Here is a 24368-nt window from a genome sequence, read left to right as displayed (position 1 = left end):
CGCCCCCCCGGGGGCGGGGGGGGGGGGTTTTTCGGGGGTGCACCCGCGGGGGGGTTCCCCCCCCCCCCCCCCCGGGGGGGGGGGGCGCCCGGGGCCCCCCCCCCCCCCCCCCCCCCCCGTCGTCGTAGAAGAGATCCGCGATCCGCTTACGCGATGTGCTCTTCCTGAAGCTCCGCCGTGTGGCGGTTGGTGAAGCGGTTGACCATCCGGTCGGCGTCGCGGTGCGGAAGCGTGATGCCGTACGTGGCCTCCACGTCGCCCCTGAACTGGCCCGAGGTCGGGTAACTGCCGTCTATCGACTTCTTGAAGACCACGTAGTAGTCGTCCTCGGTCGGCTCCGAGCCGCCGCCCGCACCCATCTCACGGGTACGTCCCGGGCCCGCCGGTATCGGGAAGGTACCGGTGTCCTCCGGAGAGGGCTCCGGCGCAGGCGGCTCCTCGTACTGCTGCGGGAACGGCTGCTGCTGCTCGAACGGCTGCTGAGCCTGGAACTGTTGCTGCTCCTCGAACTGCTGCCGAGCCTGGAACCGCTGCTGTTCCTCGAACTGCTCGGCCTGCTGCTGCTCCGCGAACCACTGCCCGTACGCGGCTTCCGGGTCGTAGGCCGGGTCGTACGTGGGGTCGTAGCCGCCCTGATAGGCGACGGCCTGGGGGTCCCGCGCCTGAAGCCACGGACTCTGCGGCTCGGCGTGGTCCTCCGGCTGCTCGGGGGGCTCGTCGGCCTCGGGAGCGGGAAGCTGGTCCCGGGCAGGCGCCGGGTCGTGCTGCAGGACGGGTGCCGTGGGCTCCGGCTCGCGGGCCACCTCCAACTGCGGCGCGGGGGGCAGCAGTACGGGCTCGATGCCCGCCGCCGCGAGACCCGAGGGGGCCGTCTGCGCCAGCGGAACCCCGTACTTCGCGAGGCGCAGCGGCATCAGGGACTCCACCGGAGCCTTACGGCGCCACGCGCGCCCGAAGCGGGACTGGAGCCGCGCCTGGTAGATGAGGCGGTCCTGTTCCAGCTTGATGACCTGCTCGTAGGAGCGCAGCTCCCACAGCTTCATCCGGCGCCACAGCAGGAACGTCGGGACCGGGGAGAGCAGCCACCGCGTGATGCGGACGCCCTCCATGTGCTTGTCCGCCGTGATGTCCGCGATCCGGCCGATCGCATGCCGGGCCGCCTCGACCGAGACCACGAAGAGAACCGGGATCACGGCGTGCATGCCCACGCCCAGCGGGTCCGGCCAGGCCGCCGCGCCGTTGAACGCGATCGTCGCCATGGTCAGCAGCCAGGCCGTCTGGCGCAGCAGCGGGAAAGGGATCCTGATCCAGGTCAGGAGCAGGTCGAGGGCGAGCAGGACGCAGATGCCCGCGTCGATGCCGATCGGGAACACATAGCTGAAGTTCCCGAAACCCTTCTCGATCGCGAGCTCGCGGACGGCCGCGTACGAGCCGGCGAAGCCGATGCCCGCGATGACAACCGCACCGGCGACGACCACGCCGATGAGAATGCGGTGCGTGCGTGTGAGCTGAATGGGCGCGGACACCCGTACTCCCCTCCCCTTACTTGTCGTTGCGCGCAACAGGGTGGCACATGTGTGCGGTGCCCGGGCGCACGGTACGGCACGAGCCCGGTCCCCGTAGGGGCCGGGCTCCTGCAAATGGCCTGGTGGGACTACGAGTTCATCCGCAGTCGCGGATTCCTCCCTGTCCGGGTCAGCTCTTCTTCGTAGCCGATTCGGAAGCGGACGCGGACGGCGACGCGCTCTTCGAGGCCGGCTTGGAGGCCGACGCCGACGGGGAGGCGCTCGACTTGGCGCCATCGCCATCGCCCTCGTTCGCGACGGCCACTGCGGCCACCGCCTCCTTCGCGGCCTTCTCGGCCGCCTTCAGCAGAGTGGCGGCGGACGGGGTCTTCTCGCCCGCCAGACCGGCACCGTTGTAGTCGAGCGTGACGACGACGTTCTCGACGCGCGCCACGACCGTCTGCTGCTTGAAGGCGCCTTCCTTCTTCTTCAGGTCGTAACTCACGGCCGTCGCCTCGTCGCCCGTACCGGACACCGGCGCCGACTTCGTGTTCTTCGCGCCCGTCACCGTCTTCGCAGCCGAGACCTGCTTCTCGAAGTACGTGTGCGCCTGCTCGTCGCCCGTGCCACGCGCGTCCGAGTCGAAACGCAGCAGGGCAACGTTCAGCCAGCGGTACTGCGAGCCCTTCACACCGTTGTCGTCGAGGCTCGTCCAGTAGCAGTTGCCGCGCTCGGACACCTCGTCCGTCGAGCTCTTCTTGCCGGACTTGCCCGCCTTCGGGACCAGTGCGCCCAGCGTCTTGTCCGACAGCACCGAACAGGACTCGGGCAACGTCGCATACGCCGCCACCTGCACGGCGTTCGCCGAAGCACTCCCGGACGCCTGCGCGTCCGGACTCGAACCGGAGCTGTTGTTCGCGTCACTGGAGGCGGCGCCGGAATCGGACCCGGAGTCCGAGGAACAGCCCGCGGCGACAAGCATCACCGGGACGGCGGCTGCGCTGACAAGGATGCGGGTGAGTCGCGGTACTCGGCCTACTCGCTGTACTGGTCGGTGCATGGTTCCTTCACTCGTGGCGCTCGTGGTACGGCCGCACATGGAACGTACGACCGGTCGGGTCCGAGGGGCCACGGTACGCGGTGAGACGGGCGAGCGGTCCTGCTTCGGGGGCTTTGCACCAGGGCGCCGAGCCCCCTCCGAGCCCCCTCCGGGCCCTCTAACCGTTGAGCGTGTCAGCCAGCTTCGCGGCCAGATTCCGGGCCCTGTCCTGCATTTCCTTGCTGTCCGGCACCTCGCCCGTGACCGCCGGCTGCTCGTCGTACTCGATCGTCACGATCACATTGGACGTGCGGAACACCACAGTCACCGTCCGCTGTCGCGCCGTCGAGCCGGCCGAGCTGAGCGTGTCGTTCAGGTACGCCTCGTCGCCGAGACCGTCGAGGGTGCGGGGCTGCAGGGAGGTGGGGGTCGCGCTCGCGGAGGAGGACGCGGAGGCGGAGTCGGAGGGGGACGCGGAACCGGAAGGGGTGGAGCTCTCGCTGTCGGAGGGGGAGTCCGACGGGGACGCGGAGCTGCCCGCGTCCGCACTCGCCGAACTGGTGGGCTCCGGCAGGTCCGCTGCCGTCTCCTTGCCCGTGTAGAGGGCCGAGGCCTTGCTGTCGTCGCTCACCGCGTTCTCGTACGAGACCACACGCTCGAAATCGACGTACAGGTGGTCGGTGGCGTTCTCGGACTCCACCTTCCAACGGCAGCCGACCCGCCGGTCGGTGTCGTACGTGAGGGTCGGTGTGCCCTCGTACGCCGTGGTGCGCTGCTCCTCGTCGGCGATCTGCCTGATGCCGGGCAGCAGCGAGTCGAGGGTGCCGTGGTCGACGGCGGCGCACGCCTCGGGGAGCGTGCGATACCTGCCGGGCGGCGCCGCGGGTGCCGTCGTACCGGGGTCGCCGGGTTTCGCGTCGTCCGTCGTGCCGTCGTCGCCCGAACCGCCCGTGCAGCCGGCCAGCAGTGCCGCGAGGAGCACGGCGACGCCGGGTACATACGCCTTCCGCTGCACGGTCAGGCTCCTCTCGGCCCTTCCCGAAGGCCTGAGGCCCGGGATGTCCTGTGGTTATTCGGTTGCCGCGTGGGGGCGGCCCCTGGAGACAATGTCTATCGCACGCACAGCCGTGAACGCCGGTCCGTTGTCCCATACGTCGACCTTGGCGCTGGTTTTTGCGTTTCAAGCCTTCTGTTCGTTTCCGGGGGAAAGAGAACGATATGTCGTACGTAGAGGTGCCGGGTGCCAAGGTTCCCATCCGCATGTGGGCCGACCCGGCGTCGGTCGAGGACGGGGCGCTGAGGCAGCTCCAGAACGTGGCGACTCTGCCATGGATCAAGGGGCTTGCTGTGATGCCGGATGTGCATTACGGGAAGGGTGCGACGGTCGGGTCCGTCATCGCGATGCGGGACGCGGTGTGTCCTGCGGCGGTGGGAGTGGACATCGGCTGCGGGATGTCTGCCGTCAAGACGTCGCTCACTGCCAATGATCTGCCGGGGGATCTTTCGCGACTGCGGTCGGAGGTTGAGCGGGCTATTCCGGTGGGGCGGGGGATGCATGAGTCGGCGGTGGAGCCGAGGCGGTTCCATGGGCTGGCCACTGGGGGGTGGGATGAGTTCTGGGGGCGGTTCGACGGGGTTGCTGAAGCGGTGAAGTTCCGGCGGGGGCGGGCTGCTTTGCAGATGGGGACGCTTGGAGCCGGCAACCACTATATAGAACTATTGTTTGATTCTGAGGATTCGGTGTGGCTTACGCTTCACTCCGGGTCCCGGAACATCGGCAAGGAACTGGCCGAACACCACATCGGTGTGGCCCAGAAACTCCCGCACAATCAGGGTCTCGTTGACCGTGACCTTGCTGTCTTTGTTGCCGACACTCCGCAAATGGCGGCGTACCGCAACGATCTGTTCTGGGCTCAGGAGTACGCGAAGTACAACCGCACGATCATGATGGCGCTCCTGAAGGACGTGATCCGCAAGGAGTTCAAGAAGGCGAAGCCGACCTTCGAGCCGGAGATTTCCTGCCACCATAATTACGTGGCGGAGGAGCGATACGAAGGTGTGGACCTTCTGGTCACCCGCAAGGGTGCGATTCGCGCGGGCTCCGGTGAGTACGGGATTATTCCGGGGTCGATGGGCACCAGTTCGTACATCGTGAAGGGGCTCGGAAACGAGAAGGCCTTCAATTCGGCGTCGCACGGGGCGGGTCGGCGCATGAGCCGGAGTGCTGCGAAGCGCCGCTTCACGACCAAGGACCTGGAAGAGCAGACGCGTGGCGTGGAGTGCCGTAAGGACTCCGGCGTCGTGGATGAGATTCCGGGTGCGTACAAGCCGATCGAGCAGGTGATGGAGCAGCAGCGTGACCTCGTGGAGGTCGTGGCGAAGCTGAAGCAGTTCATCTGCGTGAAGGGCTAGACGTGGCGACGGGCGCGGCGGACGTTTGCCGCGCCCATCGCGAATTGACTGGTCCGGCGGCCCTGTTGGGTCGGGAATTGACTCCTGACCCAACAGTTGGCCGCGAATTCGGAAGGAGCGCTGGGATGCGAGGGAGGGACGCGTCGATGAATGATGCGATCAGGGGAGTGCGAACCTTTTCCGTGATTTCGATCATCGGCGGAATATGTGCGTGTATTGCAGGAACAGTTACTGGCGACACCGTGCCGATTGTGCTCGGAGTGATCGCAGCAGCAGGCGGAGTGATTCTGGCGGTCTTCGCCTTCCTGGCCCATCGGAAGACTCGCTCCTGACACGATGACTTCGAGTTCGACGGCGCATGCCGTACTGGTCCGGCAGTCCGGCAGTCCGGAGACCGGCGCACCTCCGCCTCGCTACTTCGCGTGCATGACCGCGTAGATCATGACGAAGGCCACGATGTGGATGCCGAAGAGGAAGTACGCGAGGTACCACCAGACGTAACGTTCGTCCTTCGTCTCCTGGGCCAGGCGGCGTTGTTCCTGTTCCCGGTCCCTGGCGGGGTCGTCCGGAATCACAGCTCCCGGTGGACCTTCGCGTTCGACGCCTGGGCGCGGGGGCGGACCACGAGGAGGTCGATGTTGACGTGGCTGGGGCGGGTGATCGCCCAGGTGATCGTGTCGGCCACGTCCTCGGCGGTGAGGGGCTCGGCGACGCCCGCGTACACCTTGGCGGCCTTCTCCTCGTCGCCGCCGAAGCGGGTCAGCGCGAATTCGTCCGTCTTGACCATGCCGGGCGCGACCTCGATGACGCGGACCGGGGTGCCGACGATCTCCAGGCGGAGGGTCTCGGCGAGGACGTGTTCGGCGTGCTTGGCGGCGACATAACCGCCGCCGCCCTCGTACGTACTGAACCCGGCCGTCGAGGAGAGTACGACCACCGTTCCGTCGCCGCTGGCGGTGAGGGCGGGGAGCAGGGCCTGGGTGACGTTCAGGGTGCCGATGACGTTCGTCTCGTACATCTGGCGCCAGTCGGCAGGGTCGCCCGTCGCGACGGGGTCGGCGCCCAGTGCGCCGCCGGCGTTGTTGACCAGGACGCCGATCGTCTTGAAGGCGCCGGCGAACTCGTCGACCGCCGCGCGGTCGGTGACGTCGAGGGCGTACGCGGTCGCCTGGTGGCCCGTCGCGTTCAGCTCCTCAGCGAGCGCCTCGATGCGGTCCTTGCGGCGGGCGGTCAGGACGACGCGGTAGCCCGCGGCCGCCAGCTGCCGGGCCGTCGCGGCTCCGATGCCGCTGCTGGCACCGGTGACGACGGCGATACGGGACGCGGCGGCGGGGCTCATGCGGCTTCTCCTCGGGGCGGGACCTGGCGGGCGGGGTGATCGGGCTGCCCTGGCCAGGATAGGCCGGGTGCGATTGCGGGGGGTTGTCGGCTGCTCCGGGAGCGCCGGGGCGGACCATGCGTGGGACCATGGAGTGGGTGATCCCCTGTACAGGAGGTGGATCATGGGACAGGCACGTGAGGTCATGGACCGGCTCACCGAGTCGCTCACCTCGACCCCGGATCTGAAGGCCGTCGGCGAGCTGTTCGCCGCGGACGCGGTCGCCGTCACACCGGATGCCGGAGAGGTCCACGGGCGCGACAACATCGTCGACTACTGGCGTCAGATGACGGACGCGGTCACGGACGCCTCGTACGAGTCGGTGTACGCGGCCGAGGCCGGCGACACCGCCATCGACGAGGGTTTCTACACTGGGACGAACACGGGTCCGCTGCCGTTGCCCTCCGGGGAGACGCTGCCCGCGACCGGGAAGAGCGTCAGGATCCGTGGCTGCGACATCGCGACCGTCGAGGACGGGCGGATCGTCAGCTATCGGCTCTACTTCGACCAGATGGATTTCCTGGGGCAGCTCGGGCTGCTGCCTGAGGAGACGACCTGAGGAGAACTCCTTGAGGAAACGCTCGCAGGAGGCGGTCTGAGGTAGGCCTCGGCGCCGCTGAGGGGCGGCGCCCTCAGTTGCCTCGCGGCGCGTACATGATCACTGCCATGCCCGCGAGGCAGATCAGTGCGCCCGTGATGTCCCAGCGGTCCGGGCGGTAGCCGTCCGCCACCATTCCCCAGGCGAGGGAGCCCGCGACGAAGACGCCGCCGTACGCGGCGAGGATGCGGCCGAACTCGGCGTCCGGCTGGAGCGTGGCCACGAAGCCGTACACGCCCAGCGCCATCACGCCCGCGCCGATCCACAGCCAGCCGCGGTGCTCCCGTACGCCCTGCCAGACCAGCCAGGCGCCGCCGATCTCGAAGAGGGCGGCGAGGACGAAGAGGGCGGCGGAGCGGGCGATCAGCATGCGGTCACCTTTGCATGGGGGGTTCTGGTGGTTGGTACGTGTGGTGCGCCGGCGTCTGTCACCTGATGGACGGCGCCTGGCGGGGGCCCCGGGTGGGATACATCTCGTGATGGTGACTCGATGACCTGCCGGTCTAGCGAAGGAAATGACCTCATGGGGATGCGGACGCTGATGCGGGTGTTGTGTGCGGTGGTTGCCGGTGCGGGGCTGGTGGTGGGGGCGGGTTCGCCTGCCGGCGCCGGTGGCGTTTCCCTCGCTCCCGAGGCCGATCTCGCCTACCACGGGTACGTGTCCATGGCCGACGGCCGCGTCGACGTACGGCTGACCCCGCGCAACCACGGCCCGAGCGCCGTCACGGACGCGACCGTCCGGCTGCGCTGGTCGGTCGCGTTGGCGGACCGGCAGAGTCTGCCGGGCGGGTGTGCGCGGGCCGACGCGCGGGCGGTGGTGTGCCGGACCGGGGAGCTGGCGGCGGACGGGCTGGGGGAGGAGATCAGGCTGGCGGTACGGCTGCGGGGGGCGCCGGCTGAGGTGATGCTGGAGTTCGAGACGGTGTGGGGTGGTGGGGCGGTGGACGGCAACCGGGCGAATGATCGGCAGCGGGTGTTGGTGCTGGATACGGGGGACTCGTACGTGTTCTAGCGGGGCGCTTTTTGCGGGGGTGGTGGCCGGGGGCTGGTGGACGGGGGCCGGCGGCTGGGGGCTGGGGCCCCCGGGGTGCGGTGGGCTCCCCTCGACCGGCCCGGTGGGGGGAGTGCCGGATCAGGTGGGGCGGCCATGCCGGGATCGTAAGGGCGGGCACGGACGCTCGTGGGTGGGAGGGAATAGGGAGGCCGGCGTCCTCGTTTGCGGGTATAGTTGAATCGTAAACAACCTGCGGAGGGTGAACGGCCATGCAGTTCGGGATCTTCAGCGTCGGCGATGTGACACCGGACCCGACGACGGGACGGGCGCCGAGCGAGCACGAGCGCATCAAGGCCATGGTCGCCATCGCGCAGAAGGCCGAGGAGGTCGGCCTGGACGTCTTCGCGACCGGCGAGCACCACAACCCGCCGTTCGTGCCGTCGTCCCCGACCACCATGCTCGGCTATGTCGCGGCGAGGACCGAGAAGCTGGTCCTCTCCACCTCCACCACCCTCATCACCACCAACGACCCGGTGAAGATCGCCGAGGACTTCGCGATGCTCCAGCATCTGGCGGACGGCAGGGTCGACCTGATGATGGGGCGCGGCAACACCGGCCCGGTCTACCCGTGGTTCGGACAGGACATCCGCCAGGGCATCAACCTCGCCATCGAGAACTACGCGCTGCTGCACCGGCTCTGGCGCGAGGACGTGGTGACCTGGGAGGGCAAGTTCCGTACGCCGTTGCAGTCGTTCACGTCGACGCCCCGGCCGCTGGACGGCGTGCCGCCGTTCGTCTGGCACGGGTCCATCCGGTCGCCGGAGATCGCCGAGCAGGCCGCGTACTACGGCGACGGCTTCTTCCACAACAACATCTTCTGGCCTGCCGACCACACGAAGAAGATGGTGGAGCTGTACCGGGAGCGGTACGCGCACTACGGGCACGGAACGGCCGAGCAGGCGATCGTCGGGCTCGGCGGGCAGGTGTTCATGCGGCACAACTCGCAGGACGCGGTACGGGAGTTCCGGCCCTACTTCGACAACGCTCCGGTGTACGGGCACGGGCCCTCCCTCGAGGACTTCACCGACCAGACGCCGCTGACCGTGGGTTCGCCGCAGCAGGTGATCGAGAAGACGCTGGCCTTCCGGGAGTACGCCGGTGACTACCAGCGGCAGTTGTTCCTGGTGGACCACGCCGGGCTGCCGCTGAAATCCGTACTCGAGCAGCTCGACATGCTGGGCGAGGAGGTCGTGCCCGTGCTGCGTGAGGAGTTCGCGAAGGGCCGTCCGGCCGGGGTGCCGGACGCGCCGACCCACCAGTCGCTGCTGGCCGCCGCCGCTTCGAGCACTTCGGAAGGGGTGACCGTCGCATGAAGCTCGTCGTCGTCTCGGCGGGGCTGAGTGCCCCGTCGTCCACTCGGCTCCTTGCCGACCGGCTGGCCGCCGCCACGGTCCGGGAGACCTCCGCCGATGTCCAGGTCGTCGAACTGCGCGACCTGGCCGTCGAGATCGCCCACAACTTCACGAACGGGTTCCCCGGGCGGGCGCTGGCTTCCGCGTTCGACGCGGTGTCGGCGGCGGACGGGATCATCGTCGTGACGCCCGTCTTCTCCGCCTCCTACAGCGGGCTGTTCAAGTCCTTCTTCGACGTGCTGAGCGTCAGCGACAAGGACGCCCTCGCGGGGAAGCCGGTGCTGATCGCGGCGACCGGCGGTTCGGCGCGGCACTCGCTCGTACTGGAGCACGCGCTCCGTCCGCTGTTCGCCTATCTGCGAGCCGTGGTCGTGCCCACCGGTGTGTACGCGGCTTCGGAGGACTGGGGCGCGGAGGGGCTCGCCCCGCGCGTCGACAGGGCCGCGGGGGAACTGGCGCGGCTGATGGCCGGTGCCGATGTGCATGCGCGACGGGGGGAGGCCGCTGTGGCGGGTGATTCCGGGGACGGTTTCCTGTCCCGGGCCTCCTCCGGTGCGGACGGCGGCTTCGACGTGGTTCCCTTCGAGCAGCAACTGGCCGCGCTGCGCGCGTAGTTGAGCGGCGTCAGCTCACCTTGTGGTAGATGAGGGTGAAGTCGCGCTCCCAGGTGTCGCCGTCCTGGCACTTCTCCCAGGCACCCTCGATGGTGCGCGCGTCCTCGCTGAACGTGCCGGTGAAACGCTGCCGGAAGACCAGCGGGGTGAAGTCGGGCGACTCCCGGGTGAGCGTCCACACCCGGTCGGTGAGGGTCATCGCGTACAGGCGCACCACGCCGCGGGAGTCGTAGTAGTGCTGTGTGTACGCGCCGGACTCCAGGTCCGTGCTGATGATCGTCAGGCTGTCGGGTGCCCCGGGGATCGGAATCTCCGTGTGCTGCAGCAGGAACTGGCGGTCCAGGGCCCACTCGAAGCGGCTGCGCACGTCCGGCCCGCCCTCGGTCGGGGGAGGCGGTGTCGCCCGGTCAGCGGGGAACCGGGCTTCCAAGGTCCACTCACCTACGAGGACGTCCAGGCGCGCCAGCGCTTCTGCTCTGTTCACGGTCACGGTCACGGCGATCACTCTCCATCTCCCGTCGGGGCCTTCATTCCCCTCGCCGGTACAGACCGGCGCGAACGGGCGAACTCATCGGTGTCCCGGTGTCCCGGTGGCCGGTGCCGGACCCGGCTCGCGGTGAGAGGCGGGTAAGAAGGGTGACCGGACCCTCGTTCATCAGGTGGTACGTGGCGGGGGCCAGGCAGACTGGTGGGGTGCCCCAGAATGTGCTGCTTGCCGAGGACGACCGTGCCATTCGTCATGCGCTGGAGAGGGCGCTCACGCTGGAGGGTTATGAGGTGACGGCCGTCGCTGACGGGGTGGCCGCGCTGGCCCAGGCCCACCGGACGCCGCCGGACGTGGTGGTCCTTGATGTGATGATGCCCGGCATCGACGGATTGCAGGTGTGCCGGGTGCTGCGGGCGGAGGGGAACCGGACGCCGATTCTGATGCTCACCGCGCTGGTGGAGACCGCCGACCGGATCGCGGGGCTCGACGCGGGGGCCGACGACTACGTGGTCAAGCCGTTCGACGTGGAGGAGGTCTTCGCCCGGCTGCGGGCGCTGCTGCGTCGCACGGGTGGCGGAGACGTCGCCCCCGATGACGTAGCCGATGTGGTCGGGGTGAGGGCCCGGGAACTGCCCGTTGTGGCGGGGCGGGTCGCGGCGGCCGGGGTGCGGATGGACACCCAGGCCCGGCGGGTCTGGCGTGGGGAGCGGGAGGTGGAGCTGACGCGGACCGAGTTCGAGCTGCTCGAGCTGCTCGTGCGGAACGCGGGCATCGTCCTCGACCACTCCACGATCTACGACCGGATCTGGGGGTACGACTTCGGCCCCGGGTCGAAGAACCTCGCCGTGTACGTGGGGTATCTGCGGCGCAAGCTCGACGAGCCGGGGGCGTCGGGGCTGATCCATACGGTGCGGGGTGTGGGGTATGTCCTGAGGGAGGACTGAGGTGCCCCCGAGATTCCCCGAGCGATTCCCGCAAGGACTGTCCCGGCTTCCCGAGGAAGCCCTGAAGCGGCTGTCCCGGCTTCCCGAGGGATTCCTGAAGCGGCTGTCCCGGGTGCGGCTTCGGCGGGTCTCCTCGCTGCGGGCGACCTTCACGGTGTCCTTCGCGACCGTCGCCGCTGTCGTCACCGTTCTCGTCGGGTTTCTCAGCTACGACGCCGCCGCCCGGCTCGTACGTGTGGACCAGCAGACCGTCTTCGCCGGAGTCGTGCAGGATCTGCAGGGCGAGGTGCGGCAGCAGGAGCTGGGCCCGGCGGATTTCACCTCGTCCGGCACCGACCACGGTGGGGCGCTCGACAGGATCGTGCGGCCCAGTCGGACGGACGTACAGGTGCTCGGACCCGGTGGCGCGGTGGTCGGCCCCGGGCATCCTCCGCTGCCCGTCGCCGCCGCCGACCGGCAGGCCGCGGACGCCTCGGCGGCCGGCAGGCTCGCGCAGCACAAGGAGGTCGAGGTCGGCGACAGCTGGTTCCGGGTGGCGACCGTCGCGCTCGGCGGCGGGCGGGGGGCGGTGCAGGTCGCGCAGGAGTTCAGCGATACGGAGGACCTGCTGAACGAACTCCAGCAGCGGACCGTGCTGCTCGTCGCGGCCGTCGTCATCGCCTCGGGGCTGTTCGGCTGGTGGCTGGCCCGGCGGATCACCCGGCGGCTGGTGCGGCTCGCGGGGGCCGCGGAGGACGTGGCGCGGACCGGGCGGCTCGGGATCCAGGTGCCGGTCGCGGGGTATGACGAGGTGGCCCGGCTCGGGCGGTCCTTCGACCGGATGCTCGGGCGGCTCGCGCAGTCCGAGGAGGACCAGCGGCGGCTGGTCCAGGACGCGGGGCACGAGCTCCGTACGCCGCTGACCTCGCTGCGTACGAACATCTCCATGCTCCGGCGCATCGACGAACTGCCGCCTGCCGTACGCGAGGAACTCGTCGCCGATCTGGCGCTGGAGTCCCGTGAGCTGACCGACCTCGTCAACGAGCTGGTGGCGCTCGCGGCGGGGCGGTCCGACACCGAGCCGGTGCGGCGGGTCGATCTGGGGGAGCTGGCCGAGGACGTCGCCACCGTTGCCCGGCGGCGTAGCGGGCGGGACATCGTCGTGCGGGTGAGTGGGGACACGGCGGTCGACGGGCGGCCCACCGCGCTGCAGCGGGCGGTGTCCAACCTGGTGGAGAACGCGGTCAAGTTCGACCGGGGCGGCAGGGCGGCGATCGAGGTCGTCGTGACCGGGGCCGTGCCGGGTGGCCGTACCGGGGGTGTGCGCGTCGAGGTGCTCGACCGGGGGCCCGGAATCGGCGACGGGGATCTGGAGCGGGCCTTCGACCGTTTCTACCGGGCCGCCGATGCCCGCAGCCTGCCCGGGTCGGGGCTCGGCCTGTCCATCGTGCGGGAGGTGGCGGTGGGGCACGGGGGCGCGCCGTTCGCCCATCGGCGGGACGGGGGCGGCCTGGTGATCGGGTTCACGGTGGGGGACGAGGAGGGGGCGGGTGAGGAGGGCGGGCGTTAGACGCACCGAGCCCCGCTCACCTGCACTGCTTCGGCACCGCGGCCGTCCTCTGACGTGATCGGCAGACAGTTTGGCGCCGCAGCTGTCCTCTGACGTGATCGGCAGACGGCTTCGGCACCGCAGCTGCCCTCCGACCTGATCCGCGGCCAGGTCCTACCCGACGTGCACCCGGGGGCGGCGTGCGCGGTCGGGCTCCGCCTCGCGCAGGACCTCGCGGGTCACCGGAGCGACCTCGCCCTGGCCGAAGAGGAAGAAGCGGAGGAAGTTGGTGAAGGGGTTGCCCTCGGTCCACTCGAAGTAGATGTGCGGGGTCTGGCCGGTGGCGTCGCGGACGTACAGGAGGAGGGCCGCGAGGGCGTTGGGGATGGAGGAGGACTCCAGGGTCAGGACGCGGTAGCGGCCGTGCATGACCTCGCCGCGTACGTTCAGACCCGCCTCGAACTCCGAGGCGTCCAGGACGGTGACCTCGACGAAGACGAAGTCCTCCTGGGTGGGTACGTCGTTGTCGGCGCGGATCTGCTCGATCTTCTCGCGGTACTCGGTGATGTCGCGGTTGTCGGGCTCGTTGGCGATGAAGCGGGCCCGGCGGCTCGCGATGTCCCGTACGAACCGTTCCGCCATGGGGTCCATGGTCAGGCTGGTGACGCGCAGTTCGAAGGCGCGGGCGAGCCGGGAGAGGAGCGAGACGAGGATGATCGCGGCGATGAAGCAGGCGCCGATCTTGACGCCGTCGGGGCGCTCGATGACGTTCACGACGGTCGTGTAGAGAAAGACCGCCGAGATGACGGCGAAGGCGATGGTCCAGTTGCGCTGGCCGGCCTTGCGGGCGGCGATGGTGACGGCGACGGCGGCGGAGCTGATGAGGACGAGGACACCGGTGGCGTACGCGCCGCCCTGGGCGTCGACGTTGGCGTCGAAGATCCAGGTGACCAGGAACGCGACCAGGGTGAAGACGATCACCATGGGACGGACCGCGCGGGCCCAGTGCGGGGCCATGCCGTAGCGGGGGAGGTAGCGGGGCATCAGGTTGAGCAGGCCGGCCATGGCGGAGGCGCCGGCGAACCAGAGGATCGCGATGGTGGAGACGTCGTAGATCGTGCCGAAGGTGCTGCCCAGGTACTCGTGCGCCAGGAAGGCGAGCGCGCGGCCGTTGGCGTCGCCGCCCGGCTCGAACTCCTTCTCCGGGATGAGCAGGGTGGTGATGAAGCTGGTCGCGATCAGGAACACGCTCATGATCACGGCGGCGACCGTGAGCAGCTTCTTCGTGCCGCGGATGCGGCCGGCCGGCTTCTCCTCGGTGTCGCCCGGTTCGCCCTCGACGTGCGGCATGACCGCCACGCCGGTCTCGAAGCCGGAGAGGCCGAGGGCCAGCTTGGGGAAGACCAGCAGGGCCACGCCGACCATCGCGAAGACGTTGCCGTGCTCGGCGGTGAGGGCGGTGGACCAGTCGGTGATGACATGGCCCTCGGTGATCACGTGCCAGAGGCCGACGACGGTGACCACGACGTTCAGCCCCAGGTAGAGGCCCACCAGGACGACCGCGACGCCGATCGCCTCCAGGAAGCCCTTGAGGAACACCGCGCCGAGCAGGGCGACCAGGATGAGGGTGATGATCAGCTGCTTGTCGTGCAGGGTCGCGGTGAGGTGCGGGTTCTCCACCAGGTGGGTGGAGGCGTCCGCCGCCGACAGAGTGATGGTGATCAGGAAGTCGGTGGCGGCGAAGCCGAGCAGGGTGAGGACGAACAGCTTGCCCTTCCAGAACGTCAGCAGCCGCTCCAGCATCGCGATCGACCCCTGCCCGTGCGGGCTCTCCTCGGCCACTCGGCGGTAGACGGGGAGTGCGCCCGCGAGGGTGACGATCACGAGCACGATGGTGGCCACGGGCGAGAGCAGGCCGGCGGCCAGCGCCGCGATGCCCGGCTGGTAGCCCAGGGTGGAGAAGTAGTCGACGCCGGTCAGACACATCACCCGCCACCAGGGCTGGCCCTCGTGCGCGGGGGCGGTGGGCGGGGTGTGCGGGCCCGGCTGCGGGGTCTTGGCCATCTCGGACAGGCCCTGCAGCATCCACGTACGCAGACGGCTCGTACGGGCGTCCTTGTCTGCGGTGGCCATCGGGGTGCTCCTGACGTGCTGCCAAGTGGGGGGTTTCCGGCCATGACATGGACGGCCGGGCCAGCGTATGCAACCAGTGATCCACAGGCCCAGGGCCTCCCGCATGTTGAGAGGAACCTCTCCCGGACGTCACGGCTTGTTGGCGCCGACCGGGATTTGCCCGCGCTGGACCGCTGTTCGTGAGGGCAGTGTCCGCCTCCTCCGGAGCGGCGCGAGGAGCAGTCGGCGCCGGGGTGGCGGTCCCGGCAACCGGCAGGGGACCGTCCCCGTGTCGGTGTCGGCACGTGTGACGGTCCCCGGCGTGGGTGACAGCTGGTGTCAGAGAACCCCGCTGCTCTCGATAACGACGCTGGTGCTCGGCGTGCCGCTGCGGCTGCCGTAGCCCTCGATCTTCTTGACCAGGTCGAAGCCCTCGGTGACCTCGCCGAAGACCACGTGCTTGCCGTCCAGCCAGTCCGTCACGATCGTGGTGATGAAGAACTGCGAGCCGTTGGTGTTGCGTCCCGCGTTGGCCATCGACAGCAGGCCGGGCTTGGTGTGCTTGAGCGTGAAGTTCTCGTCGGCGAACTTCTCGCCGTAGATGCTCTTGCCGCCGGTGCCGTCACCCCTGGTGAAGTCACCGCCCTGGAGCATGAACTGGGGGATGATCCGGTGGAACTTGGAACCGGCGTAGCCGTAGCCGTGCTCGCCGGTCGCCAGCGCGCGGAAGTTCTCCGTGGTCTTGGGAACCACGTCGTCGTACAGATCGAAGACGATCCGTCCCGCGGGCTCGCCGCCGATGCTGATGTCGAAGTAAACCTTTGTCGTCATGCCTCCCAGTCTGGCATCCCCGTGCGGGCCGGCCGCCCACGGGCCTGTGGAGGTCGCGGCGCCCTGGAGCGCGCCTGGAGCGCGCCTGGGACGAGTGAGACGAGTGGGACGAGTGGAACCCCGGGCCCCACTCGTTCGGCTCGGCTCCGAGCGCCGGGCCGTGGGTCGCCCCATAGCGTCCTACGTGAGTCATATCGCCGCCGACCAGCCCGGCACCGAGGTCGCCGTGTTGAGGTCCAGGTGAGACGTGCCTGAGACCCCACCCGAAACACCCCGTAAGGGATGCGTCAAAGCCGTAGCGCGCCCCGTAAGGGACCCGTCAACGGTGGCCGAAAACGGCCGGAGAGGCGCTTACCTCTACTGGTCCGCTCAATCCCGAACCTCATCCAGGAGCTCGCCATGGCCGACGTGGTCTTCGTCGTCACCACGATCGCGGTGTTCGCGCTGGTGGCCCTCGTCGCCAAGGGGGTGACGAAGCTGTGACCGCCGAGGCTGCATTCATCGGTGGCGTCGGCTTCGTGGTGTCCGCCACCCGGCTGGGCCGTGTCGTCCTCGCCCCCGGGCGCCAGAAGGTGTCGCTGTGACCGCCGAGAACATCGTCGGCCTGATCGTGGCCGTCTCCCTGCTGGGCTATCTCATCCTTGCCCTGGTCTTCCCGGAGAGGTTCTGAGCACTGATATGGGACCCGTCCTCGCCGGTGTGCTGCAGATGGTCGCGCTCATAGCGGCACTGGCACTCGCCTACCGCCCCCTCGGCGACTACATGGCCAAGGTCTACTCCTCCGACAGGCACTGGCGCGTCGAGAAGTGGATCTACAAGGGCATCGGCGCCAACCCGAACGCCGAGATGCGCTGGCCCGCGTACCTGCGCAGCGTCCTCGCCTTCTCGGCCGTCGGCGTCCTCTTCCTCTACCTGCTGCAGCGCGTCCAGGGCATCCTGCCCGGCTCGCTCGGCTTCTCCTCCATCGACCCGGACCAGGCCTTCAACACCGCCGCGTCCTTCGTGTCGAACACCAACTGGCAGTCGTACTACGGCGAGCAGGCCATGGGCCATGTCCTGCAGACCGGCGGCCTCGCGGTGCAGAACTTCGTCTCCGCCGCGGTCGGCATCGCCGTCGCGGTGGCGCTCGTACGGGGCTTCGCGCGCTCTCGCACCGGTGAGCTCGGCAACTTCTGGGCCGACATGGTGCGCGGTGTCATCCGCATCCTGCTGCCCATCGCGGTGGTCGCCGCGATCGTCCTGGTCGCGTGCGGCACCATCCAGAACTTCGCCGGCATCCACGAGGTCGGCCAGTTCATGGGCGGCTCGCAGCAGTGGAACGGTGGCGCGGTCGCCTCCCAGGAGGCCATCAAGGAGCTGGGCACCAACGGCGGCGGTTACTTCAACGCCAACTCGGCCCACCCCTTCGAGAACCCCACTCCGTTCTCCGACCTCTTCGAGATCTTCCTGCTCCTGCTGATCCCGTTCGCGCTCACCCGGACCTTCGGCCGGATGGTCGGCTCGCTGCGCCAGGGCTACGCGATCCTCGCCACGATGGTCACCATCTGGGTCGGCTTCGTCGCCCTGATGATGTGGACCGAGTTCGCCCACCACGGCCCGGCGTTCCAGATCGCGGGCGGTGCGATGGAGGGCAAGGAGACCCGCTTCGGCATCGGCGCCTCGTCGATCTTCGCGGTGTCGACCACTCTGACCTCGACAGGTGCGGTCAACTCCTTCCACTCCTCGTTCACCGGCCTCGGCGGCGGCATCACCATGCTGGGCATGCAGCTCGGCGAGATCGCACCCGGTGGTACCGGATCCGGCCTCTACGGCATGCTGATCATGGCGATCATCGCCGTGTTCATCGCCGGTCTGATGGTCGGCCGCACCCCCGAGTACCTGGGCAAGAAGATCGGCACCCGCGAGATCAAACTCGCCGCCTGCTACATCCTCATCACCCCGGCCCTGGTGCTCGTCTTCGCCGCCGTCGCGATGGCCCTGCCCACCCCGGGCAACTCGATGACCAACAGCGGGGCACACGGCTTCTCCGAGATCCTGTACGCCTACACCTCCGCGGCCAACAACAACGGCTCGGCCTTCGCCGGTCTGAACGCGGACACGCAGTGGTTCAACAGCACCCTGGGACTCTGCATGCTCCTGGGCCGCTTCCTGCCCATGGTGTTCGTGCTGGCCCTCGCCGGTTCGCTGGCCGAGCAGAAGCCGGTGCCCGCGACCGCGGGCACGCTGCGCACCGAGAAGCCGCTGTTCACCGGTCTGTTGGTGGGCGCGATCCTGATCATCACCGGTCTGACCTACTTCCCGGCACTGGCGTTGGGGCCGCTGGCCGAGGGGCTGGCGTCATGAGCACCCGGATACAGAAGTCGCGTGGAGACCGGCTACGGAAGTCGCGTAGAGACCGGCTACAGAAGTCGCGTAAAGACCGGATACAGACGTCGCGTAAAGAAGAGGGCTCGATGTCCACAGCCACTCCTTCCCGGGCCCCGCACAGCGATGTGCCGACCGGCCACAAGACCGACGAAGGCCGTGTCGGCGCCGGGCTCTTCGACGCGAAGCAGCTGCTCAAGTCGCTGCCCGACGCCTGTCGCAAGCTCGACCCGCGGGTGATGATCAAGTCGCCCGTCATGTTCGTGGTGCTTGTCGGCTCGGTGCTGACGACCGGATTCTCCTTCACGGACCCGAGCGACTGGTTCGGCTGGACGATCAGCGCCTGGCTGTGGCTGACCGTGATCTTCGCCAACCTCGCGGAGGCGGTGGCCGAGGGACGAGGCAAGGCGCAGGCGGACACCCTGCGCAAGGCCAAGACCGACACGGTCGCCCGGCGCCTGAACGGCACCGTGGAAGAGCCGGTGCCCGGCACCGAGCTGCGCGTCGGCGACCTGGTGGTCTGCGAGGCGGGCGACATCATCCCCGGCGACGGTGACGTCGTCGAGGGTGTCGCGAGCGTCGACGAGTCGGCCATCACCGGCGAGTCGGCCCCCGTCATCCGCGAGTCCGGCGGCGACCGCAGCGCTGTCACCGGCGGTACGAAGGTCCTCTCCGACCGCATCGTCATCAAGATCACGACGAAGCCGGGCGAGACCTTCATCGACCGCATGATCGCCCTGGTCGAGGGCGCCGCACGGCAGAAGACGCCCAACGAGATCGCGCTGAACATCCTGCTCGCCTCGCTGACGATCGTCTTCCTGCTCGCTGTCGCGACCCTGCCGCCGTTCGCGGACTACGCGGGTACGCACCTCAGCATGGTCGTCCTGGTGGCTCTCCTGGTCTGTCTGATCCCGACCACCATCGGGGCGCTGCTCTCCGCGATCGGTATCGCGGGCATGGACCGCCTGGTGCAGAGGAACGTACTGGCCATGTCCGGGCGGGCAGTCGAGGCGGCCGGCGACGTGTCGACGCTGTTGCTGGACAAGACCGGCACCATCACCCTCGGCAACCGCCAGGCTTCGGAGTTCGTGCCGGTGACCGGCACCACCGAGGCCGAGGTCGCCGACGCGGCCCAGCTCTCCTCGCTGGCCGACGAGACGCCCGAGGGCCGCTCCATCGTCGTACTGGCGAAGGAGAAGTACGGGCTCCGCGAGCGGCACCAGGGGGAGCTGGCCGGTGCCGAGTGGATCGCCTTCACCGCCCAGACCCGGATGTCGGGTGTGGACGTCGACGGGCGCAGGATCCGCAAGGGCGCGGCCGGTTCGGTCATCGCCTGGGTGCGGGAGCAGGGCGGCGAGATCCCCGCCGACGCCGACACCCTCGCCGGCCGGATCTCCCAGGCGGGCGGCACGCCGCTGCTGGTGGCCGTCCAGGACACGCAGGGTGCGCGTGTCCTGGGTGTCATCCACCTCAAGGACGTCGTCAAGGACGGCATGCGCGAGCGGTTCGACGAGCTGCGTCGCATGGGCATCAAGACCATCATGATCACCGGCGACAACCCGCTGACGGCCAAGGCGATCGCGGACGAGGCGGGCGTCGACGACTTCCTCGCGGAGGCGACTCCCGAGGACAAGATGGCGCTCATCAAGCGGGAGCAGGCAGGCGGCAAACTCGTCGCGATGACCGGTGACGGTACGAACGACGCTCCGGCGCTGGCGCAGGCCGACGTGGGCGTGGCCATGAACACCGGTACCTCGGCCGCCAAGGAGGCCGGGAACATGGTGGACCTGGACTCCAACCCCACCAAGCTCATCGAGATCGTGGAGATCGGCAAGCAACTCCTGATCACCCGGGGCGCGTTGACGACGTTCTCGATCGCCAACGACGTCGCGAAGTACTTCGCGATCATCCCGGCGCTGTTCGCGGCGGTCTACCCGGGCCTGGACAAGCTCAACATCATGCACCTGTCCTCGCCCGACTCCGCGATCCTGTCCGCGGTCATCTTCAACGCGCTGGTCATCATCGCGCTGGTGCCGCTCGCCCTGCGAGGCGTGCAGTACCGGCCGGTGAGCGCGGACAGGTTGCTCCGCCGCAACCTCGGGATCTACGGACTGGGCGGACTCGTCGTGCCCTTCATCGGCATCAAGATCATCGACCTGCTCATCTCCCTCATCCCCGGGCTGTAATTTTTTGAAAGCGTGCTGATCAGCTATGAACAACTCGGTTACGAACACTGCCCGGTTGCTCTGGGCCGGCCTGCGAGCCCTGCTCGTCCTGACACTGGTGACGGGCGTCATCTACCCGCTCGCCATCACCGGAGTCGCCCAGGGCCTCTTCAACGACAAGGCGAACGGCTCGGAGATCACGTCGGACGGCAAGGTCGTCGGCTCGTCCCTGATCGGCCAGGCGTACAACCTGCCGCTGAAGAAGGGCCAGGAGACCCCGGAGCCCGACCTGAAGTGGTTCCAGGGCCGCCCGCAGAACGGTCTGGGTACGAACTCGGTCAACACGCAGTACAAGCTGATCCTGTCCGGCGCCACCAACCGCTCCGGTGACAACGGCGCGGTCGACGGCGTCTGCCCGCCGCTGGGCAAGGTGGCCGAGAACACCCTCTGCTACTGGGTCGAGTCGGCCAAGGCCGCGGTCATCAAGGACAACTCGGTGCCCGGCTACACGGTCAAGGCCTCCGACGTACCCGCCGACGCGGTGACGTCCTCCGGCTCCGGCCTGGACCCGGCGATCTCCCCCGACTACGCCGACATCCAGGTGCACCGCGTCGCGGAGAAGAACAACCTTCCCGTCGCCGAGGTGCAGAAGCTCGTGGACGAGCACACCGAGGGCCGCACGCTCGGCTTCATCGGCGAGCCCACCGTCAACGTCCTCGAACTGAACATCGCGCTCAAGGAGCTTGTGGCCAAGAGCTGATGACTTGACGGCGTCAGGCGGGAGTTGGCGGGCCCGCGTCCCGGAGCCGGAGATCTCTAAGGTTGAGGCTGAGGGGTACTGGTGTGCGGTAGCGGCTGTCATCGGCCGCGTTGCGTAGGGGGAGGGGTCATGTCCCAGGTGGACGAGGTCACATCGGCGTGGGAGCGCATCGTCCGTTGGCTGGAGGAACACGCTCCGGCCAGCGCCCAGGCGCTCCGTCCCGCGGCTACGAGCGAGGACATCAGCAGCCTGAACGAGCGCCTCGGCTTCGAAGTCCCCGAGGTCCTGAAGGCATGGCTCCGCATGAACAACGGCAGCACCGCGAAGGACACCACGCGGCCGATTCCCGGAGGCGGTGTCACACGGATTCCTCACGCCGATTCCGGGCTCTTCCCGGGAGGCATGGTTTTCCACGGATGCGAGGAGATCGCCCGCGAGCACGGCGAGTACCTTCACCTCGCCCGCGGCATGAACGACGAGGACTACTGGAAGCCGGCGTGGCTGCCTGTGGTCGCCCTGTCCGACGCACCGTACGGATTCATCCTGGACGCGGGGCAGCCCGGCGAGGCGGCTCCCGTACTGAGGTTCGCCGAAGCCTATTACCCGGCACCGCACTTGGCGTCACTGGGCGATCTCCTGCGCCCCATGGCGGACGTGCTGGAGCACGGTGAGGCACCGGGAACCCACCTGGCGCATCGACGCTTCATCGTCACGAACGGCAGCCTCGACTGGCAGCACAGATAGCCGAGCGCGGCGCCGGGCTCCTACTCGTCCGGCGTCGGTGGGCCGGCCAGGGCCCGCTCGATCTCGGCTCCGGGGAATGGCGTGCGTTTGCTCTGGGTGAGCAGGCGATGGTGGAAGTCGTCGAGTACGACCGCGTGCGGGGCGTGGCGGTCGAGGAGCGCGGCGATGTCGGGTGGGACGCGCTCGGGCCGGTGGCCCTCGATCCATCGGCGCAGGAACGTCTGGAGTTCGGTGGTACCGCGTACGCCGTCGGGCAGGTGGTGGCGGAGCAGGTGGGTCGGTGCGTAGCTGCGGTCGTACAGGAGGTGGTCGTCGAGGAAGGTGCCTTCCTCTGCCGCGAGTTCGAAGCCGCGGCTCGACGCAAGCCCGAAGTCCGCGAAGTACACCTGCCGGCCGTCGGTGAGCAGGTTCTCGAAGTGTGCGTCGAAGTGGACCAGTCCACGTGCGCTCATGAACTCCGTTCCCCGCAGCAGCGCGTCCTCGACCCACCGGTAGGGCGACTTGCCTCCCGGCTCCCGGCAGGCGGCATCCCGGGTTTCGCCGAGCCACGCGGCGAGCGTCTGGGGCACATGCTGCAGGAAGAGAACCAGGCTGAAGGAGGACTTTCCGATGGCCTCCAGCCGGCGGCGCACGGCCGGCGAACCGTCCCAATGCGCGACGGCCCCCTCAACACCTCCGAAGAAGTCGGCGAAACCGTCGGGGGGACTGTCAGGCAGAACCCGCCAGTGGTAGAGGAGCGGGAAACCCGCGTACTCGTCCTGCAATACCCAGCCCGTGGTCATGATGTGTGCGGCCAGCTCACGCCAGGCACCGAACCCGGCCGACCCCACCCCGTACTGGTAGAAGAGGGGAAGCTCGAACAGGTTGGCTGTCGAGCGCACATGCTCCGGCTGCAACTCGAGGTCCGTCAGCGGAATCCGCTTGACGAAGACGCGAGTTCCCTCGACTTCCATCTCCGCCGACCTGCCACCGATCCCGGAACCGAGACTCTGTGCGGCGGCCACCGCATCCTCAAGCCGACGATCGCTGAGCAGGGACAGCCGTGCACCCACCGCCGCGTAGGCGGACACTCGCCGGGCATGCCCTGACTCGGTCGCGTGCATCGGCGGCTCCAGCCTGTCGTCAGGACGAACTGCTGTTGATGATGGCAGGAGTTATCCGGCCGGAGTGGCTGGGGAAGCAGGGGAAGCAGGGGAAGCAGGGGAAGCAGGGGAAGCCGGGGAAGCCGGGGAAGCCGGGGAAGCAGGGGAAGCCGGAGAAGTCGCGACGGCCGGGTCGGCGGCAGGGGCAGAGACGGCCGCCGGCTTCTTCTGGCCGCGGCGCAGGAAGGGGCGTTCGATGGCGTAGTACGAGAGCAGGGCGGCCACGATGGTCAGGGCGGCGGTGGCGGGGAGTTGCCAGGTGTCCACGCCGAGCAGGCCCAGGATGCGGGCGATGGGGTAGTGCCAGAGATACATGCCGTAGCTGAGGTTGCGGCCCGTCCAGGCGAGTGGGGGCAGGGACAGGAGTCTGGACAGCGTTCCGTGGGGGCGCAGTTCGAGTCCCGCGACCAGGGCGGCCGACGCCACCGCCACGGCCAGGAATCCGACGGTGTACCAGGCCGGCGTCCACCAGCCCGCGTCGCCGGTGATCGGGACCTGCCAGGCGGTCAGGGCCAGTGCCGCGAGGGCGGGCCAGGCCAGCCGTCCCGCCCAGAGGCGCAGGCGCTCCAGCCGGGGGTCGCCCGCGGGCAGCCGGGCCAGCACCACGGCCACCAGGGCTCCGGCGAGCAGTTGGTCGGCGCGGGTGTCGGTGCCGTTGTAGATGTGGTGCGCGGCGTCCGGGTCCCACAGGGAGAGGCGCCACACCACCGGCAGGGCACAGAGCACCGCCGTGGCGATCAGCACCGTGCGCGCCCGAAGCCGCTTCAGCAGCAGGATCATCACCGGCGGCCAGACCAGGTAGAACTGCTCCTCCACCCCCAGCGACCAGGTGTGCGCCAGCGGCCCCGTCACGTCGGAGTACACGCCGGGCTGCGCGCCCCGCACGATGTTCATCACGAACGTCGCCGCCAGCAGGACGGCCAGCAGGTGGCCGTCGAAGCTCCGCAACGACGTGGTGAGCGCCAGCACCGCACACACCGCGCACAGGGCGAACAGCGCCGGAACCAGCCGCCGCCAGCGCCGCCGGTAGAACGCGGACATGCCGACGGTCCCGGTGCGGGCGTACTCGGCGAGCAGCAGGCGGGTGATCACGAAGCCGCTGATGGTGAAGAAGACGTCGACCCCGACCGAGCCGCCGGGCAGTATGTCGGGTCGCACGTGGTAGACGAGCACCATGGCCACGGCGAGGGTGCGCAGCCCGTCGAGCCCGTTCACGCGGCCGGCACGCTGCACCGCGGAGGGGAAACCCCGGCCCGCGGTGGTCCCGGCGCTCGCTGTAGTCGTAGCCGTAGCCGTCGCGCTGGCTGTAGCCGTAGCCGTGGAATTCGCCGCACTCGTC

At 69.0% G+C, this 24368-nt stretch carries 25 protein-coding genes; 14 read left to right on the top strand and 11 right to left on the bottom strand.

The genetic code is table 11. The annotated features are described in order from the left end of the window. Nucleotides 1–146: 146 nt before the first annotated feature. The 3 genes from ACFYPC_RS26160 to ACFYPC_RS26150 all read right to left on the bottom strand — a co-directional run bounded on the left by ACFYPC_RS26160 (nt 147) and on the right by ACFYPC_RS26150 (nt 3559). The gene (locus tag ACFYPC_RS26160; RefSeq protein ID WP_388680655.1) at nt 147–1526 is read right to left on the bottom strand and encodes a DUF2637 domain-containing protein; all 1380 of its coding nucleotides are present in this window, start codon (nt 1524–1526) and stop codon (nt 147–149) included. A 169-nt stretch (nt 1527–1695) separates the two neighbouring features. Then, nucleotides 1696–2565: a DUF3558 domain-containing protein gene (locus ACFYPC_RS26155; protein ID WP_388680653.1), complete on the bottom strand. Its 870-nt coding sequence runs from the start codon at nt 2563–2565 to the stop codon at nt 1696–1698. 157 nt (nt 2566–2722) lie between these two features. Next, on the bottom strand, nt 2723–3559 hold the full coding sequence (locus ACFYPC_RS26150) for a DUF3558 domain-containing protein (protein ID WP_388680651.1): 837 nt from the start codon (nt 3557–3559) through the stop codon (nt 2723–2725). Nucleotides 3560–3762: 203 nt separating this feature from the next. On the opposite strand from ACFYPC_RS26150, the gene ACFYPC_RS26145 reads away from it, so the two are divergent. Together ACFYPC_RS26145 and ACFYPC_RS26140 are read left to right on the top strand one after the other, a co-directional pair. After that, a complete protein-coding gene (locus tag ACFYPC_RS26145; protein WP_388680648.1) occupies nt 3763–4956 on the top strand; it encodes an RtcB family protein in 1194 nt (397 codons plus the stop codon). 146 nt (nt 4957–5102) lie between these two features. After that, entirely contained in the window at nt 5103–5288 is a 186-nt protein-coding gene (locus ACFYPC_RS26140) for a hypothetical protein (protein ID WP_388680645.1), read from the top strand. Between the two features lie 81 nt (nt 5289–5369). On the opposite strand, the gene ACFYPC_RS26135 is transcribed toward ACFYPC_RS26140, so the two are convergent. Both ACFYPC_RS26135 and ACFYPC_RS26130 read right to left on the bottom strand, forming a co-directional pair. After that, entirely contained in the window at nt 5370–5531 is a 162-nt protein-coding gene (locus ACFYPC_RS26135; protein WP_388680643.1) for a hypothetical protein, read from the bottom strand. Beyond that, nucleotides 5528–6295, bottom strand: a complete 768-nt coding sequence (locus ACFYPC_RS26130; protein ID WP_388680640.1) for an SDR family NAD(P)-dependent oxidoreductase — start codon at nt 6293–6295, stop codon at nt 5528–5530. The genes ACFYPC_RS26135 and ACFYPC_RS26130 overlap by 4 nt, the downstream gene beginning before the upstream one ends. A 163-nt stretch (nt 6296–6458) precedes the next feature. Here ACFYPC_RS26130 and ACFYPC_RS26125 point away from each other — a divergent pair, with 163 nt between their 5' ends. Beyond that, nucleotides 6459–6893 carry an ester cyclase gene (locus tag ACFYPC_RS26125; protein ID WP_388680638.1) on the top strand — a complete coding sequence of 145 codons (435 nt, stop codon included), beginning with the start codon at nt 6459–6461 and terminating at the stop codon, nt 6891–6893. A 73-nt stretch (nt 6894–6966) separates the two neighbouring features. Here ACFYPC_RS26125 and ACFYPC_RS26120 read toward each other — a convergent pair whose 3' ends face one another. Further along, nucleotides 6967–7302 (bottom strand): YnfA family protein, encoded by a 336-nt coding sequence (locus ACFYPC_RS26120; protein ID WP_388680636.1) that lies wholly within the window; start codon nt 7300–7302, stop codon nt 6967–6969. 159 nt (nt 7303–7461) lie between these two features. Here ACFYPC_RS26120 and ACFYPC_RS26115 point away from each other — a divergent pair, with 159 nt between their 5' ends. The 3 genes from ACFYPC_RS26115 to ACFYPC_RS26105 all read left to right on the top strand — a co-directional run bounded on the left by ACFYPC_RS26115 (nt 7462) and on the right by ACFYPC_RS26105 (nt 9952). Beyond that, nucleotides 7462–7944, top strand: coding sequence for a hypothetical protein (locus tag ACFYPC_RS26115; RefSeq protein ID WP_388680703.1), 483 nt, complete (start codon nt 7462–7464; stop codon nt 7942–7944). Between the two features lie 251 nt (nt 7945–8195). Further along, a complete protein-coding gene (locus tag ACFYPC_RS26110; RefSeq protein ID WP_388680633.1) occupies nt 8196–9299 on the top strand; it encodes an LLM class flavin-dependent oxidoreductase in 1104 nt (367 codons plus the stop codon). Further along, nucleotides 9296–9952, top strand: a complete 657-nt coding sequence (locus ACFYPC_RS26105) for an FMN reductase (RefSeq protein WP_388680630.1) — start codon at nt 9296–9298, stop codon at nt 9950–9952. Before ACFYPC_RS26110 ends, ACFYPC_RS26105 begins: the two co-directional genes overlap by 4 nt. 10 nt (nt 9953–9962) lie before the next feature. Here the strand turns inward: ACFYPC_RS26105 and ACFYPC_RS26100 are convergent, their stop codons facing one another. After that, on the bottom strand, nt 9963–10448 hold the full coding sequence (locus ACFYPC_RS26100; RefSeq protein WP_388680627.1) for a hypothetical protein: 486 nt from the start codon (nt 10446–10448) through the stop codon (nt 9963–9965). Between the two features lie 209 nt (nt 10449–10657). Between ACFYPC_RS26100 and ACFYPC_RS26095 the strand changes: the two genes are divergently transcribed. Both ACFYPC_RS26095 and ACFYPC_RS26090 read left to right on the top strand, forming a co-directional pair. Then, entirely contained in the window at nt 10658–11383 is a 726-nt protein-coding gene (locus tag ACFYPC_RS26095; protein ID WP_388680701.1) for a response regulator transcription factor, read from the top strand. Between the two features lie 94 nt (nt 11384–11477). Further along, nucleotides 11478–12932, top strand: coding sequence for an ATP-binding protein (locus ACFYPC_RS26090; protein ID WP_388680698.1), 1455 nt, complete (start codon nt 11478–11480; stop codon nt 12930–12932). A 153-nt stretch (nt 12933–13085) separates the two neighbouring features. Here ACFYPC_RS26090 and ACFYPC_RS26085 read toward each other — a convergent pair whose 3' ends face one another. Together ACFYPC_RS26085 and ACFYPC_RS26080 are read right to left on the bottom strand one after the other, a co-directional pair. After that, nucleotides 13086–15044: an amino acid transporter gene (locus tag ACFYPC_RS26085; protein ID WP_388680624.1), complete on the bottom strand. Its 1959-nt coding sequence runs from the start codon at nt 15042–15044 to the stop codon at nt 13086–13088. Nucleotides 15045–15362: 318 nt separating this feature from the next. Next, complete coding sequence (locus ACFYPC_RS26080) at nt 15363–15854, bottom strand: peptidylprolyl isomerase (protein ID WP_388680622.1); 492 nt, start codon at nt 15852–15854, stop codon at nt 15363–15365. 282 nt (nt 15855–16136) lie between these two features. Here ACFYPC_RS26080 and ACFYPC_RS26075 point away from each other — a divergent pair, with 282 nt between their 5' ends. From ACFYPC_RS26075 to ACFYPC_RS26050, 6 genes are all read left to right on the top strand, one after another. Beyond that, nucleotides 16137–16337, top strand: coding sequence for a hypothetical protein (locus ACFYPC_RS26075; RefSeq protein ID WP_388680619.1), 201 nt, complete (start codon nt 16137–16139; stop codon nt 16335–16337). A gap of 97 nt (nt 16338–16434) precedes the next feature. After that, nucleotides 16435–16524: a K(+)-transporting ATPase subunit F gene (kdpF, locus tag ACFYPC_RS26070; RefSeq protein WP_388680616.1), complete on the top strand. Its 90-nt coding sequence runs from the start codon at nt 16435–16437 to the stop codon at nt 16522–16524. Between the two features lie 8 nt (nt 16525–16532). Further along, entirely contained in the window at nt 16533–18197 is a 1665-nt protein-coding gene (kdpA, locus tag ACFYPC_RS26065; protein WP_388680613.1) for a potassium-transporting ATPase subunit KdpA, read from the top strand. Nucleotides 18198–18307: 110 nt separating this feature from the next. Beyond that, complete coding sequence (kdpB, locus tag ACFYPC_RS26060) at nt 18308–20404, top strand: potassium-transporting ATPase subunit KdpB (RefSeq protein WP_388680611.1); 2097 nt, start codon at nt 18308–18310, stop codon at nt 20402–20404. Nucleotides 20405–20429: 25 nt separating this feature from the next. Further along, a complete protein-coding gene (locus tag ACFYPC_RS26055) occupies nt 20430–21143 on the top strand; it encodes a potassium-transporting ATPase subunit C (RefSeq protein ID WP_388680608.1) in 714 nt (237 codons plus the stop codon). A 129-nt stretch (nt 21144–21272) separates the two neighbouring features. Further along, nucleotides 21273–21887 carry an SMI1/KNR4 family protein gene (locus tag ACFYPC_RS26050; RefSeq protein WP_388680605.1) on the top strand — a complete coding sequence of 205 codons (615 nt, stop codon included), beginning with the start codon at nt 21273–21275 and terminating at the stop codon, nt 21885–21887. A 20-nt stretch (nt 21888–21907) separates the two neighbouring features. Here ACFYPC_RS26050 and ACFYPC_RS26045 read toward each other — a convergent pair whose 3' ends face one another. After that, nucleotides 21908–22990: a protein kinase family protein gene (locus tag ACFYPC_RS26045; protein WP_388680603.1), complete on the bottom strand. Its 1083-nt coding sequence runs from the start codon at nt 22988–22990 to the stop codon at nt 21908–21910. Nucleotides 22991–23041: 51 nt separating this feature from the next. Then, nucleotides 23042–24244 carry an acyltransferase family protein gene (locus ACFYPC_RS26040; protein WP_388680601.1) on the bottom strand — a complete coding sequence of 401 codons (1203 nt, stop codon included), beginning with the start codon at nt 24242–24244 and terminating at the stop codon, nt 23042–23044. Between the last annotated feature and the right edge of the window lie 124 nt (nt 24245–24368).

Source organism: Streptomyces sp. NPDC005808 (assembly GCF_042871385.1).
Lineage (GTDB): Bacteria > Actinomycetota > Actinomycetes > Streptomycetales > Streptomycetaceae > Streptomyces.
The sequence above is the reverse complement of the archived record's forward strand: the minus strand, read 5'-3'. Positions and strand labels throughout refer to the sequence as shown.